General features: G+C 62.5%; 13 protein-coding genes and 1 riboswitch. Of the genes, 10 read left to right on the top strand and 3 right to left on the bottom strand.

The window, feature by feature from the left end:
* Window positions 1-114: 114 nt before the first annotated feature.
* Entirely contained in the window at window positions 115-615 is a 501-nt protein-coding gene (locus tag JQ641_RS24840; protein ID WP_192737688.1) for a type III secretion system chaperone family protein, read from the bottom strand.
* Window positions 616-1,117: 502 nt separating this feature from the next.
* Here JQ641_RS24840 and JQ641_RS24835 point away from each other — a divergent pair.
* The 4 genes from JQ641_RS24835 to JQ641_RS24820 all read left to right on the top strand — a co-directional run bounded on the left by JQ641_RS24835 (window position 1,118) and on the right by JQ641_RS24820 (window position 5,115).
* Window positions 1,118-1,924, top strand: a complete 807-nt coding sequence (locus JQ641_RS24835; protein ID WP_211998514.1) for an LON peptidase substrate-binding domain-containing protein — start codon at window positions 1,118-1,120, stop codon at window positions 1,922-1,924.
* A 305-nt stretch (window positions 1,925-2,229) separates the two neighbouring features.
* Window positions 2,230-2,378: riboswitch (FMN riboswitch) on the top strand.
* 74 nt (window positions 2,379-2,452) lie between these two features.
* Window positions 2,453-3,043: a 6,7-dimethyl-8-ribityllumazine synthase gene (locus tag JQ641_RS24830; protein ID WP_211998513.1), complete on the top strand. Its 591-nt coding sequence runs from the start codon at window positions 2,453-2,455 to the stop codon at window positions 3,041-3,043.
* Window positions 3,044-3,171: 128 nt separating this feature from the next.
* Complete coding sequence (locus JQ641_RS24825; protein ID WP_211998512.1) at window positions 3,172-3,981, top strand: SDR family NAD(P)-dependent oxidoreductase; 810 nt, start codon at window positions 3,172-3,174, stop codon at window positions 3,979-3,981.
* A 204-nt stretch (window positions 3,982-4,185) separates the two neighbouring features.
* The gene (locus JQ641_RS24820) at window positions 4,186-5,115 is read left to right on the top strand and encodes an ABC transporter substrate-binding protein (RefSeq protein WP_249150652.1); all 930 of its coding nucleotides are present in this window, start codon (window positions 4,186-4,188) and stop codon (window positions 5,113-5,115) included.
* Window positions 5,116-5,181: 66 nt separating this feature from the next.
* Here the strand turns inward: JQ641_RS24820 and JQ641_RS24815 are convergent, their stop codons facing one another.
* Window positions 5,182-5,898: a dihydrofolate reductase family protein gene (locus JQ641_RS24815; RefSeq protein WP_211998510.1), complete on the bottom strand. Its 717-nt coding sequence runs from the start codon at window positions 5,896-5,898 to the stop codon at window positions 5,182-5,184.
* A 529-nt stretch (window positions 5,899-6,427) separates the two neighbouring features.
* Between JQ641_RS24815 and JQ641_RS24810 the strand changes: the two genes are divergently transcribed.
* The 4 genes from JQ641_RS24810 to JQ641_RS24795 all read left to right on the top strand — a co-directional run bounded on the left by JQ641_RS24810 (window position 6,428) and on the right by JQ641_RS24795 (window position 9,907).
* The gene (locus JQ641_RS24810; protein ID WP_211998509.1) at window positions 6,428-8,164 is read left to right on the top strand and encodes a pyrroloquinoline quinone-dependent dehydrogenase; all 1,737 of its coding nucleotides are present in this window, start codon (window positions 6,428-6,430) and stop codon (window positions 8,162-8,164) included.
* Between the two features lie 85 nt (window positions 8,165-8,249).
* Entirely contained in the window at window positions 8,250-8,603 is a 354-nt protein-coding gene (locus JQ641_RS24805; protein ID WP_211998508.1) for a c-type cytochrome, read from the top strand.
* On the top strand, window positions 8,596-9,393 hold the full coding sequence (locus tag JQ641_RS24800; RefSeq protein WP_211998507.1) for a substrate-binding periplasmic protein: 798 nt from the start codon (window positions 8,596-8,598) through the stop codon (window positions 9,391-9,393). Before JQ641_RS24805 ends, JQ641_RS24800 begins: the two co-directional genes overlap by 8 nt.
* Before the next feature lie 157 nt (window positions 9,394-9,550).
* Complete coding sequence (locus JQ641_RS24795; protein ID WP_211998506.1) at window positions 9,551-9,907, top strand: hypothetical protein; 357 nt, start codon at window positions 9,551-9,553, stop codon at window positions 9,905-9,907.
* Window positions 9,908-10,182: 275 nt separating this feature from the next.
* Here JQ641_RS24795 and JQ641_RS24790 read toward each other — a convergent pair whose 3' ends face one another.
* Entirely contained in the window at window positions 10,183-10,401 is a 219-nt protein-coding gene (locus JQ641_RS24790; protein WP_211998505.1) for a hypothetical protein, read from the bottom strand.
* A gap of 542 nt (window positions 10,402-10,943) precedes the next feature.
* Between JQ641_RS24790 and JQ641_RS24785 the strand changes: the two genes are divergently transcribed.
* Both JQ641_RS24785 and JQ641_RS24780 read left to right on the top strand, forming a co-directional pair.
* Window positions 10,944-11,957, top strand: a complete 1,014-nt coding sequence (locus JQ641_RS24785; protein WP_349628613.1) for a TAXI family TRAP transporter solute-binding subunit — start codon at window positions 10,944-10,946, stop codon at window positions 11,955-11,957.
* 15 nt (window positions 11,958-11,972) lie between these two features.
* Complete coding sequence (locus tag JQ641_RS24780) at window positions 11,973-12,599, top strand: hypothetical protein (RefSeq protein ID WP_211998504.1); 627 nt, start codon at window positions 11,973-11,975, stop codon at window positions 12,597-12,599.
* The last annotated feature ends 88 nt before the right edge of the window (window positions 12,600-12,687 follow it).

Raw genomic sequence — 12,687 nt, 5'->3', positions numbered from 1 at the left:
CAGCCGGTTCTAGTGAAGCGAAGGATAGGCCACAAGCAGTTTGCTTAAGCCATTGCCGTCACGGCGTATGGGTCCCGGATCGCGCTTCGCTTGTCCGGGACGACGGTGAGGGGCCTACGCCTCGCCCTCGGTATCAAACATCGCGGCGCTCATGGCTTCCGCGGCGGTCTTGCCGGCCCAGACCACGAACTGGAACGCGGGGTAATAGCGTTCGCAGGCGTGGATGGCGCCGACCAGCATGGCTTCGCATTGCGCGGTCGAGGCGGTGAGGCCGTTCGGCAACACCAGCGCCTGCCGGTACATGATCATGCCGGTGTGGGTCCAGATGTCGAAATGGCCGATCCATAATTGCTCGTTGATCGCTGATATCAGCCGCTGCACTTCGGGCCGGCGCGCGGGTGGAATCTTCATGTCGAAGGCGCAGGCCAGATGCAGCGCCTCGATCTCGCCCATCCAGGTGAAGGAGAGCTGATAGTCGGTCCAGTCGCCCTTGGAGACGATGGTCACCTCGTCTTCGCCGGAACGCTCATACGCCCAGTTGTTATCGCTGGCGATGTCCTCGACAACCGCGAGCGGGTTGTTCGGGGAATCGATAATGCTTTCGAGGAGGGACATTCCGTCTCGACCTTGCCATTTCACGTGAGTTGATACGCACAACGGGGACCGGCGGGCGCGGGAGGTGGTGCGTCGCTGCCGACTGCAATCCCCTGATTATTCCTGATCGTCTTTGGGGCTTGCCGGCTCAAGTGATGTGATTTGCGGAATCTGCGCAACCGACCCCTGAGTCCGTCCACAGCCAATGCGCGGGCCGTCCACAGCTCTTCGTCGTCGTAATTATTAATTTGAGAACAAATCGGAATCGGATTCTGTGGATTGGTGTCGGCCGCCACCGGAAGAGCACCGGCCCGCCACAATGGTTAATTTTTTCTTAACCTGAATTGACAGCCGCTTCTGTCGAAGCGCATATTTTTCCACAGGGTGGATACGACCCGCTGCTTGCGCCCCTTCGAGGGTACGGTGAACGTATCGAGCCGTTCGAGGCCTCCTTTGCCCAGCGAACGAGTCAGTAACGCAAGCGCCTGACACATCTTGTTCGCCAATGCAGAGGACGTATCCCATGCGCGATTTTCGCGATGCCAAGGCTATGGCGCATTCGTTGCGCGAAGCTCTCAAGGCTAAATCGGTTTCTCTCACCCACAGCGAAAGCCTGGAACTTGTCGCCAGGACGTTGGGCCTGCCCGACTGGAATCATCTCGCCGCGCGAATTGAGTCGAGCCTGCCTCCGCTCATGCCGGCCGGAGCAACAAATCCGGTAACCGCGGGCATCCCGATCGTGCCGATGCGGGACCTCGTGGTGTTTCCACAAATGGTCGCGCCGATTTTCGTCGGGCGCGAAAAGACCCGGCGCGCGATCGAGCGCGCGCTGGCGACGGACCGCCGCGTCCTCGTGGTCACGCAGCGGCGCTCGGCCGACGACGATCCGCAACTGGATGCGCTCTATCCGGTCGGCGTCACCGCTGCCGTGATCAATCGCGTGGTGCTGACCGACGGAACGCTCAAGCTGGCGATCTCCGGCCTCGAACGCGCCGCGGTCGGCAAACCGGTCGCGGACGAATTCCTGGCGGCCGAGATTGCGCCGATCGAAGAGAGCAACGGCCAGACCGACAAGGCCGTCCTGCTGTCACGCCTCGTCCTCGACGCCTACCGGATGTTCGCCAACGTCGATTACTCCCACGTGCCGCCGCAGCTTCAGGCGCGTCTCCACCTTCCCGACATCGGCGATCCCAGCCTGCTCGCCGACACCGTCGCGCCGTTGCTGCCGGTGAGCATCGAGCAGCGCCAGCAGCTCCTGGAAACCAGCGACGTCACCGCGCGGCTTGAGGCGATCCTCGACCTGATCAAGGCGGCGCAAAAGGCGGCCTGAGGTTGAATTTAAAGTGGCCGGTGCTCTCTTGCTTACCTCGCCCCGCTTGCGGGGAGGTCGGGTCGCATCGAAGATGCGATCCGGGTGAGGGGGTACAGGTCCATCGATAGATCGCGATGGTGGAGAGAGCCCCTCACCCCGACCCTCTCCCCGCGAAGAGCGGGGAGAGGGAGATCAAACATCGAGAATCCGCCGCTGCCCTGTTCCGCCGTCATGGGGATCATGCAGATTCCTGGTGCTGATGGTGCTTGCCGATGCCGCGGCCTTTGGTCATATTTGCCGACAGGTCGTCCATTCCGGGCGGCCGATGTTCTCAGGGCGGGGTGAAAATCCCCACCGGCGGTAAGGGTGACGTAGCCCAAGCCCGCGAGCGCCTTCTTCTCCCGAAGAAGGGTCAGCAGATTCGGTGTGATTCCGAAGCCGACGGTTAAAGTCCGGATGAAAGAGAACGGTTGCGGCGGCCCGCGCGTTTGCGTGGGTCAATCGTCGTTCCGTGTGCCCTGATTCTGGTCCTGAAAGAGGAAAGCCATGAATCAGATGTTGCAAGAGCCTGAAGCCCAAACCCAGCTAGCCCAAACGGTGGAATCCGAGATTAGGGTTCCCGACACGCCCGAGCGCCCGCCGGCGCCCGTGCATCCGCGTTTCGTCAAGCCGCAGCGGGTCGCCTTCGTGCAGGCGTCCTGGCACCGCGACGTGGTCGAGGAATGCCGCATCGCCTTCCTCGAAGAGATCGAGGCGCGGCATATTTCGCGCGCGCAAGTCGATCTGTTCGAAGTACCCGGCTCGTTCGAGATACCCCTGCATGCGCAACTGCTCGCCAAGACGCGGCGCTACACCGCGATCGTGGCGGCGGGGCTGGTGGTCGATGGCGGCATCTACCGCCACGAATTCGTCGCCGACACCGTGATCAAGGCGCTGATGGACGTGCAGCTGAAGACCGAAGTGCCGATCTTCTCGGCGGTGCTGACGCCGCAGCAATTCCACGAAAGCGCCGTGCACCACGATTTCTTCCGCAAGCACTTCGTCATCAAGGGCATCGAAGTCGCCGAAGCCTGCGCCAACACCCTGCACAGCCTGGAGCGGCTGCGCGGACAGGTCGCCGCGGGGATCGTCGGATAGATCGTAGGGTGGGCAAAGCGTAGCGTGCCCACCATTTCTTGCGTTGCTCGTGAGGGTGGGCACGGCGCAAGCGCGCCTTTGCCCACCCTACAAATTAAAAGACAAGACAAACAAAACGGGAGGCCATCATGACCGGACAAAATCCACCCGATTGGCTCGGCCTGACCGGCCGCGTGTGCGTGGTGACGGGCGGCGGCGGCGGCATCGGCCGCGCCACGGCGCTGAGCCTTGCGCAGGCCGGCGCCCGCGTCGCCGCGATCGACCTCGATGAGCGCGGCCTTGAAACCACGCGCAGTGAGCTGCGCCAGTTCGGCGCCGGGCATTTCGTCGGACGCTGCGACACGGCGAATGCCGAGAGCGTCGCCGGCGTGTCCGAGGCGGTCGAGCAATCGCTCGGGCCATGCAGCGTCCTCGTCAACACCGCCGCCGTGCTGCGGCCTGGCGGTCTTGAGAATCTGACGCTGGCCGAATGGAACGCCGTGCTGGCGGTCAATCTCACCGGCTACTTCCTCTGCGCGCAGAGCTTTGGACGGCAGATGCGCAAATCCGGGCGCGGCAGCATCGTTCACGTATCGTCGATCGCCGGCAGCCATGCGCAGGGCCAGAGCGGCGCCTACAGCGTCAGCAAGGCAGGCGTCATCATGCTCTCGCGCCAGCTCGCCAGCGAATGGGGACCGGCAGGCATCCGCAGCAACGTCGTCAGCCCCGGCATGGTGATCACGCCGATGAGCCAGGCGTTCTACGATACGCCCGGCGTCACCGAACGCCGCTCCGCCGTGGTGCCATTGCGCCGTGTCGGCGTGCCGCAGGATATCGCCGACGCCATCCTCTATCTCGCCAGCGACCGCTCCTCCTACGTCAATGGCGACGAGATCACCGTCGACGGCGGCTACGCCAACATGCTGATGAATCTGGTGCCGCGGCCGGGGTTTGAGTGACGAAGTGCTCACTGACAATGCGCCGCCGATGCCCGATCGCGATGGTAGATCGGGCATCGCTCGGGGATCATGCCCCGGCGACCCTATCAGATTGCCCATAAAGAATGGTACGATGCCGCCGAGAACCTGAGGGCTCAGAACCTGAGGGCCAGCATGAAGCGGCGGAAATTTCTCGGTCTACTCGGTGGTGCCGTGGCATTGCCGATGATGGCGCGCGCGCAGCCGGCGATACCCGTGATCGGATATCTCGGCGCGGAATCGGCGGCCCGCTTTGCAAGTCGCCTGGAGGCATTTCGGCGCGGCCTGCGCTCGACCGGCTTCGATGAAGGCCGCAACGTAACGATCGAATATCGCTGGGCAGAAGGTCGCAACGATCGGCTGCCCGCGCTCGCGGCCGAACTGGTTAGCCGTCAGGTCAGCGTCATCGTGGCGCCCGGAAGTGTGGCTTCTGCGCTCGCCGCCAAAGCGGCAACGCGGACGATTCCGATCGTTTTCGAAATCGGCGCAGACCCGGTGGCCACCGGATTGGTCGCCGGGCTGAGCCGGCCGGAAGACAACATAACCGGCGTGACGTCGCTAAATTGGGCGATCGCGGCGAAACGGCTCCAACTGCTGCATGAAGTCGTGCCCACCGCAGGCAGCTTCGCGGTGCTGGTCAACCCAGGCAATCCGAAAAACGCCGAGGCGGTCGTAACGGACTTGCGAACAGCGGCCAGAACCCTCGGCTGCGATCTGCACGTCCTGCATGCCAGCAAGGAGAGTGATTTCGATGAGGCCTTTTCGGCATTCGGCAAACTTGGCGCCGGCGGACTTGTGATAGCCAACGATGCGTCTTTTGTGACCCGCAGTGAACAACTTGCTTTACTCGCGCTTCGCGATCGGGTGGCTGCCGTCCATCAGTCACGCGAGTTCGCCGCTGCCGGCGGCCTCATGAGTTATGGCGGCAGCGTGGCCGAATCTCATGGTCAGGCCGGCGCCTATGTGGGACGGATTCTGAAGGGCCAGAAAGTTGCGGAGTTGCCGGTCGTGCAAGTCACGAAAGTAGAGATGGTCGTCAACCTGAAGACCGCCAAAGCGCTCGGCCTCACCATGCCGCTGTCGCTGCTCGGCCGCGCCGACGAGGTGATCGAGTAACTTCTGTTTTTCTTTTATGCAGAGATGGCGTAGCGCGCGGCGGCGAGGTTGCGCATCCGCGCGGCCTTAACCGGGAGCGCGCTCCACGGCGTGACGTAGCCAGATCATGCCGCCCTCAAGCGTCTCGCAGTGCGTCAGCCGCAACGACTGCCCGGCGCCGGGACGGTCGCCTTCCGGGCCGTCGTAATCGACGATGCTTTGGGTGCCGGCCACGCCGTCGACGGCAGGCCAGATCAATGTGCTGAACTCGTCGATCAGCCTGTGCTTGAGGAATGCGCCGTTGATCCTGCCGCCGCCTTCCAGAAGCAGCTTCCGGGCGCCGAAAACAGCGGCCAGCTGCGCCATCGCGCGGGACAGATCATCGCCTTTGGCGCCGGCGAAGACGTAGGAAGCACCGTCTTCCCGAAGTTCGGCGAGGTAAGCGTCGGTGACGTGCTCGCCGAGTACCGCAACGACGTGGTCGCCGCCGACATTGTCCTTGCCGTAATGGGCCCGGCCAGACGGGTCGATCGCGACGGCGAGCTTGCGGCCCTGGCGTTCGCCGACATGCGCTTGTCGCGGCAGCTTCGGCGCGTCGGCGATGCTCCGTTCGGTTCCCTTGGCCATTTCACTCATGGTCTTGCGGCCGACGATCCATCCGTCGGCCTCGAACCCTTCATGTATTTTTTCATAGTGTCCGCGCAAAACATCCGCCGAGATGCCGGCAGCTGCCCGGGTGAAGCGGCTGGGATGGAGGCGTCCATCAATGGATGTGCCCATATGGCAGATGATGTAAGGCCGCATTGCTCCGCTCTTTCCTGCTGAGGCGCGAGCCTGACCGAAATTTCCAAAAAAGCCGACAGGATATTTTTACAGGGCAGGCGCGTGCCCGGCGCAGCGTTGTTGTGCGCTGCTTGCCGGAGTGATCAGGCAATTCAGCTCTGGGTTGCCAAAGCCGACGGTACTCCACAAAAAAACAACAATCCGGTCAGCTAATGGCGTGGCGCATCGAGGGACATGTCATGGTGCACCGCACCGACGTCGCCGGGGACCGTTTAGGGCAGGCAAGCCCTGGCAATGACCGCGTGTGCCGCGCTGCACTGAAAACGTCCCCGCCTCGAAAACAATCCTTCGCCCCGACCAATTCTTCATTCGGGCCAATGCCCGCTTCTCAATCAGGCAGCATGAAGTGCTGCCGTCTCACGACGGCAGTCCCGCCGGTCCACGCCATCCATCTCGAACTGCCGACCCCATGAGAATTTGACTCCAGAACATCCTGCAAGCGTCGCGACGAAAATTCGGCCCAACAAACAAACACAAAGGGAGGATGCAGATGACTTTCTATGGACGATCTGTTGTCGGCTGCGCTGCGCTGGCGGTGGCTGCCCAAGTCGCTGTCACTGTCGCCGTCTCGCCGGCGCGCGCGCAGAACGCCGCGGCGCTGAATGCCGAGGCGACCATGAACGACTGGCCGACCTATCACGGCACGTACAAGTCCTACCATTACAGCGGCCTCGACCAGATCAACGCCGGCAACGTCAAGAATCTCGAAGTCGCCTGGATGCATTTTCCGGAGCGCGCCACCCGCGGCCTGCAGTCGACGCCGCTCGCCCTTGACGGCGTGCTGTATTATTCGGGCTCCTACAGCCGCGTCTACGCGCTTGACGGCGCGACCGGCAAGACGATCTGGGCCTATGCGCCGGACCTCGACGAGGAGCTGGTCGCCAAGCAGACCCACTCGCCGTACAACCGCGGCATCGCCATCGGAGGCGGCAACCTCTATGTCGGCACCGTCGACGGGCGCCTGATCGCGCTCGATCTGAAATCCGGCAAGGCGGTGTGGGACACCAAGCTGCTGGATTCCAAGAAGGTGACCGTCGGCTTCACCGGCGCGCCGCTGGTGGTCAAGGACATGGTGATCATTGGTGCGCAGGGCGGCGAGTGGACCGGTCGCGGACCGATCTTCGGCGTCGACGGCAAGACCGGCCAGAAGAAATGGGAGTTCTTCACGGTGGCCGGCACCGAAGAGGCCATGAAGACCTGGGGCGGCGAATCCTGGCGAACCGGCGGCGGTGGCGGCTGGATGCCCGGAACCTATGACCCGGAAACCAATTCGGTGTGGTGGGGCACCGCCAATCCGGCGCCGCTCTACGACTGGTCGGGCGCGGACTGGAAGAAGAGCGGGCCGCGGCCGGGCGACAATCTTTATACGACGTCGGTCATCGCGCTCGATCCTGATACCGGCAAGCTCAAATTCTATCATCAGGAGCTGCCGCACGACGCCTGGGACTTCGACTCTTCCGTCGGCGAGTTCGTCATGATCGAGCGCGGCGGCAAGAAGCTCGTCGTGCACGCCAACAAGAGCGGATACGTCTTCGTCTATGATCGTTCCAACGCCAAGGTCGAGAACGTCTGGGCGCTGGTGAAGAACATCAACTTCGTCAAGGGCATCGATCCGAAGACCGGCGAACTGATCGGTCGCCGCGACCTCGTCGAAGGCAAGGTGGACCCGCCACTGTGCCCGGCCATCGCCGGCGGCATCAGCTGGAACTCCGGCGCCTACAGCCCCAAGAACGGGCTGTTCTACCGGATCGGGCAGGAGTGGTGCATGGAGATGAGCGTCGAGAAGACCACGCCGATCATGGAGCCGATGGCCCAGCTCAACATCGGTGCCACGTTCAAGATCGTGGCGCCGCCGGACGGGCCGGCCCGTGGTCATCTCAGCGCCCGCGATCCCGTCACCGGCGCCAAGAAGTGGGAGGTCGCCTACAAGCAGCCGCCGCTCGCCAGCGTTCTCGCCACCGCGGGCAATCTGGTATTCGTGCCGGACGCCGAAGGCATCGTGCACGCCTACAATGCCGATACCGGCGAAGAGCTCTGGTCGCGCAACAACGGCATGGGGCACAACGCCGGCATCATCAGCTACATGGCCGGTGGCAAGCAGTACGTCGCCGTACCGGCCGGCTGGGGCAGCCTGGTGGCCGATGAGTTCGTTGCGCTCTATGGCGAGCCCTTCAAGAGCATGTCGAAGAATACCGGCGCTCTGATTGTCTACGCACTCAGGCAATAATGGTTGGCGCGGGCGGCAGGGATCTCCTTGCCGCCCCCGTTCAATGCGTTGCCCGCTACCCCCATAGGTGAATACGGATGCTGGAATGCGAATACCGTTGCTAGTTGTTTCGGCCATCGTCTGGCCATTTCTGTCGACCGCCGCGTTAGCCCAACAGTCCTCCCCGGTGGGCGCGGCAAATCCGCTGCCGCAAGCCGAAGCCTCGCCTGATGACATCGAGGGCGGGAAAATGTTCGCCACCACCTGTGGCTTCTGTCACCAGGAGGGCGGCCGCCATGCGGGCAGGGGTCCGAAGCTGTCGAAGTCCGAGCGCAGCGACGAATACCTCGTCGAGCGCATCAAGAAGGGCAAGGTCGGCGCCATGCCCGCCTATGGTGCGGTGTTCAGCGACGGCCAGATCATCGCGATCCTGGCCTACATCAGAGGGCTTGATGACTGAAGCGGCGCGGAAACCGCGATATCGCCTCTCGCGATACGCGGCAGGCCTCGCGCTGATAATGCTGTGGCACGCGCCGGCGGATGCCCGCTCGCTGGAAGCCGTCATCGAACGCGGTGCGTTGACGCTCTGCGCCAGCCCCAACGCGCTGCCGTTTGCCAGCAAGTCCGGACCGCTTCCGGGATTTCAGGTCGAACTCGGCGAAAAAATTGCCGGGCAACTCGGGGTCAAGCTGACGCGGGAGTGGGTGGTCAGCGCGATCCAGTATCGCCGCGCCGACTGCGACCTCGTGCTCGACGTCATCGCCCGCAAGGATACGCCGCCCGCCGGCGGTGTGCGGACGTCGCGTCCTTACCATCGCAGCGGCGTCGTGCTCGCGGTGCGCGGCGATTCATCGGCGTCCTCGCTGGCCGGTCTCGGTCCCGATCAGCGGGTCGGGGTACCCGTCGGCTCAGTGGTCTCGATGACGCTCGCCAAGGGCGGCGCCGCCACATCGCCGTTCGCCTTCGAGGACGATATCGTTGCAGCGCTCGCCAATCGCGAAATCGACGCCGCCGCCGTCACCCCGATGACGGTCGGCTGGTTCAACCTGCAGCACGCCGACAAGCCGCTCCGCCTGATTCCGGCGTTCGGCGACGATCAGGACCTGAACTGGAACATCGCCGCCGGGCTGCTGCGTCCCGACGACCAGCTGCGCGCGCGTGTCGACGCGGCGATCGAGGCCCTGCTGGCCGACGGCACCATCGCGCGGATCTATGCCCGCTACGGCATCGAGCTGCGGTCACCGCAGTGAGGCCTGGTATCGCGCGAGATGTCCCGCGGTTGCCCGACGGGAAAACACTCGCGCGCTGTTAAGGCTCCAACTCGTTCACAACTTGTTAGTGAGAGGTGATGCAACCTGACATCTGCTGACCCCACGCTCTCGATACGCCAACCGGAAGAGTTCCTTAATGGAGAAGCAGAAGCGCTTAGCAAGACCTCTGTTGAACGTGATTATTCTTTCAACAGTTTTGTTGGCGGCAGCCTGCTCTCCACAAGGTGACGACCATTTCACCTGTGCGGCAATGATTGGCGCTGCGAGTCAGCTTGTAACGACTGGTCGAGTTGCCGCCGATGACTCGGTAACGCCAAAGGGTTTATATGCTGCGATGACCCATCTGAACGCGTGGGCGATTCCCAAAGGTCTTAAGGAAAGAGAAGCGTTCGATAATGTGTTGAAGGAGCGCGAACGGCTTCTTAGGCAGGTAACTCCAAACGAAATTGTAGAACGCGCAAAAGTCTGCATAGCACGAATAAAAGCCAAGTAGCGGCTTACATCGAAGCACATTGCTTCCTTGCCCCGAGTACCGGGCGCGCCGAACCTGCCATCCTTCGCGTGAGTTCAAAGACGATCGGTGAAGGGCGGCAGAAAGCTGGAATTGCGCCAGCCTTTCGTCTGCTCGTGGCGGCACTTATCTGACCTGACAGGCTAGGCGGACCATGTGTGTTCTTGAGGGCAAAGCGGACTTCCTCAGTGCGCGCTGTGATTTCTGGGTTTGACCCAACTGAGGCGTTGGCGGGGCTTCTGTCCCGCGTTTTGCTTTCAGGACCACGGCGGCTCTTCGCTCGCCGCGGCTGCCTCGTGGTGGGTCGTGACACCCGCCGAACGCAACCCGGTCAGCAATACAGTTCTCACGGAGGCAGAATCAAATCCAATTTCCTTGGCGTTTGGTGGATGTGCCTCGCTGCCCTTCAATCGGAGCGCCAGGTGCAATTGCTCACAAAGGTGCTGAACGACGAGATTGACCTGATCGTCAGTCATGATCGGTTTCTCCTGCTGCCAGTTTGCACGCAACTAGGTAGCACACATGAAAATAGGGTGGTACGCGATTGGACTGCCCTTGCGCGCGCTGACGCCGTAATTGAATAGCCCTGCTCTTCGCTGCAGTGCACGAGCCCGCTATTGGCAGTTTCCAGGCCTGCCGAAGCGGCCGGACGACGTCCGTTCATCGGCATCCCTGACAAAGGAACGCCGCTGGTTCAGGCGCGTTAAAAAAGGCGAAGCAAATCCATTCTACCCGGCCGTGCTTCTGACGTCGCGGGGTGACGATTTGTCGGCTCAAGCCTTTTCCCTGACGGCGAGCGAATGTCACGCCCGGGGCTGGTCTGGTCGAACAGGTGGGAACAATGAGGGTCTGCGGAGTGGTGCGGGTCGGTTTGTTGACCGCATTCATTGCGGCGGCTTGGCTCGGCCAACCGGTCCGGGAGGGGCTCGCCCAAACCCGACCATCCGCTTCCGCGAGTGAACCCGCCAAGGCGTCCGCGCCCAAGGCAAGCGCTCCCCGGAAGGAAGCGGGAGCAGCTGTGAGCCCATACACGGCGGGATTGGTAACCGGTCCGCCGCAAAGCACCGAGTTCGCCATCACGCAGGACATCGCGACAACGTTGGCCACCGGCCAGGAGACCGGTCCGCGCGGCGAGGTCGCCTTACGGGTGCTCCCGATGGTGGGAAACGGTGGCATCCGCAACATCATGGACGTGCTTACGCTGGCGGGTGCCGACATGGCGATCGCGCCTGTCGTCCTGGTCGACCGGCTGCGGGATACAAGGACGATCCCGGACATCCAGAACAAGCTCGTCTACATCACCCCGCTTTTTGTCGAAGAGTTCCATCTCCTCGCGCGCTCCGAGATCAGGAGCCTGGCGGATCTTGAGGGAAAGACGGTCAATCTCGGCGAAGAAGGCAGTGCCGCCGCGGTGCTTGGCCGTGAGGTGCTCAACCGTCTGGAGGTGAAGTTCAGCGAATTGAACCTGGGGCTGGACGCCGCGCTGGATGGGATGAGGAAGGGGCAAATCTTCGCCAGCCTGCTGGTTTCGGGAAAACCGGTCAACGCCCTGTCCCGCACCGCGCAAATGGATGGCATTCACCTGCTGCCGATTCCCTATTCCCGGGCGCTGCAGCAAGACTATCTGCCATCGACGTTCCGCCGCGAGGATTACCCAAACATCGTTGGGACCGATGAAAGCGTCGACACGATCGCGATCAAATGCGCTCTTTTCGCCTACAACTGGCCGGCCCGCAGCGAGCGGTTTCAGCTCCTGGAACATTTTGTCGAAACGCTGTTCTCGCGGTTTCCCGAATTTCTCGGTGAGCCCCACCATCCCAAATGGCGAGAGGTGAATTTGCCCGAGGTGCTGACTGGCTGGCGGCGATTTCGACCGGCAGAGCGCTGGCTCCAGCGGCAATCGGGCGGAGAGGCCGCGCTTCGCAAGGCGTTCGGCCGGTTCCTCGAGCAAAAGCCAACCGGCAATCCGCCGGACCGCGAAGAGTTGTTCCAAAACTACATGCGGTGGCAAGAACGCAAGCAGGGCAGGTGAGATTGGGAGATCACGATGCGCCACGCGCTGGTGACCGCAGCTCTCGTCGCTTCGCTCGGATTGATCGCCGACGTGAGGCAGCCTGCCGCCCAATTTGGCCAACCGCAATTCGGTCAACCGCAATTTGTTCAACCTCCGTTTGTTCAACCCCAATTTGGTCCATCCCAAAGCGCGGCGCCGCAGGCGCTCGCGCCGACCCGGGTGCAAACCGCCGACAAGGTCGGAAAAGCCAAAACAGCCGCTCGCAAAGTCGGCAAAGCGCACCGGAAGCAGCACGTCGTTCGTCCGCCTCCAAATCAGCGGAAGCTTGCCGAAAGGAACGGATACAAGCGCGTCAGCGATCTCGTGAACTTCCCAAAGTTCTTTCCCAGCCTCGGCGTCCTCTATGTCAAACCCGAAACCTTGCCGCTCGGACCGTTCCTGTGCTTCGACCGCAAGGATCGCCTGGTGGCAACCGTGTACATGGTCCCGACAAGAGACATCGACGATCACAAGCTATTGGAGGCGCCGGGATTCCCTGGCGCAGCGCTTGACCACGTCAGCATCTACTTCAACCCGGGTCACCCCGGAGTGGACGTGCCGCATTATCACTTCGTGATCTGGCATGTGACCAGGAAGCAGGAGGCGCGTGTTGCAAAATGACGCGCGCCGACGATGTTCCGTCCTTGCGATAGAAAGGATATGATGGAGCGGATATGATCCGGGACACTCAGTCCTCGGCGGCACCGCC

Origin of the sequence: Bradyrhizobium sp. JYMT SZCCT0180 (assembly GCF_018130165.1) — a bacterium.
Taxonomy (GTDB): Bacteria; Pseudomonadota; Alphaproteobacteria; order Rhizobiales; family Xanthobacteraceae; genus Bradyrhizobium.
The sequence above is the reverse complement of the archived record's forward strand: the minus strand, read 5'-3'. Positions and strand labels throughout refer to the sequence as shown.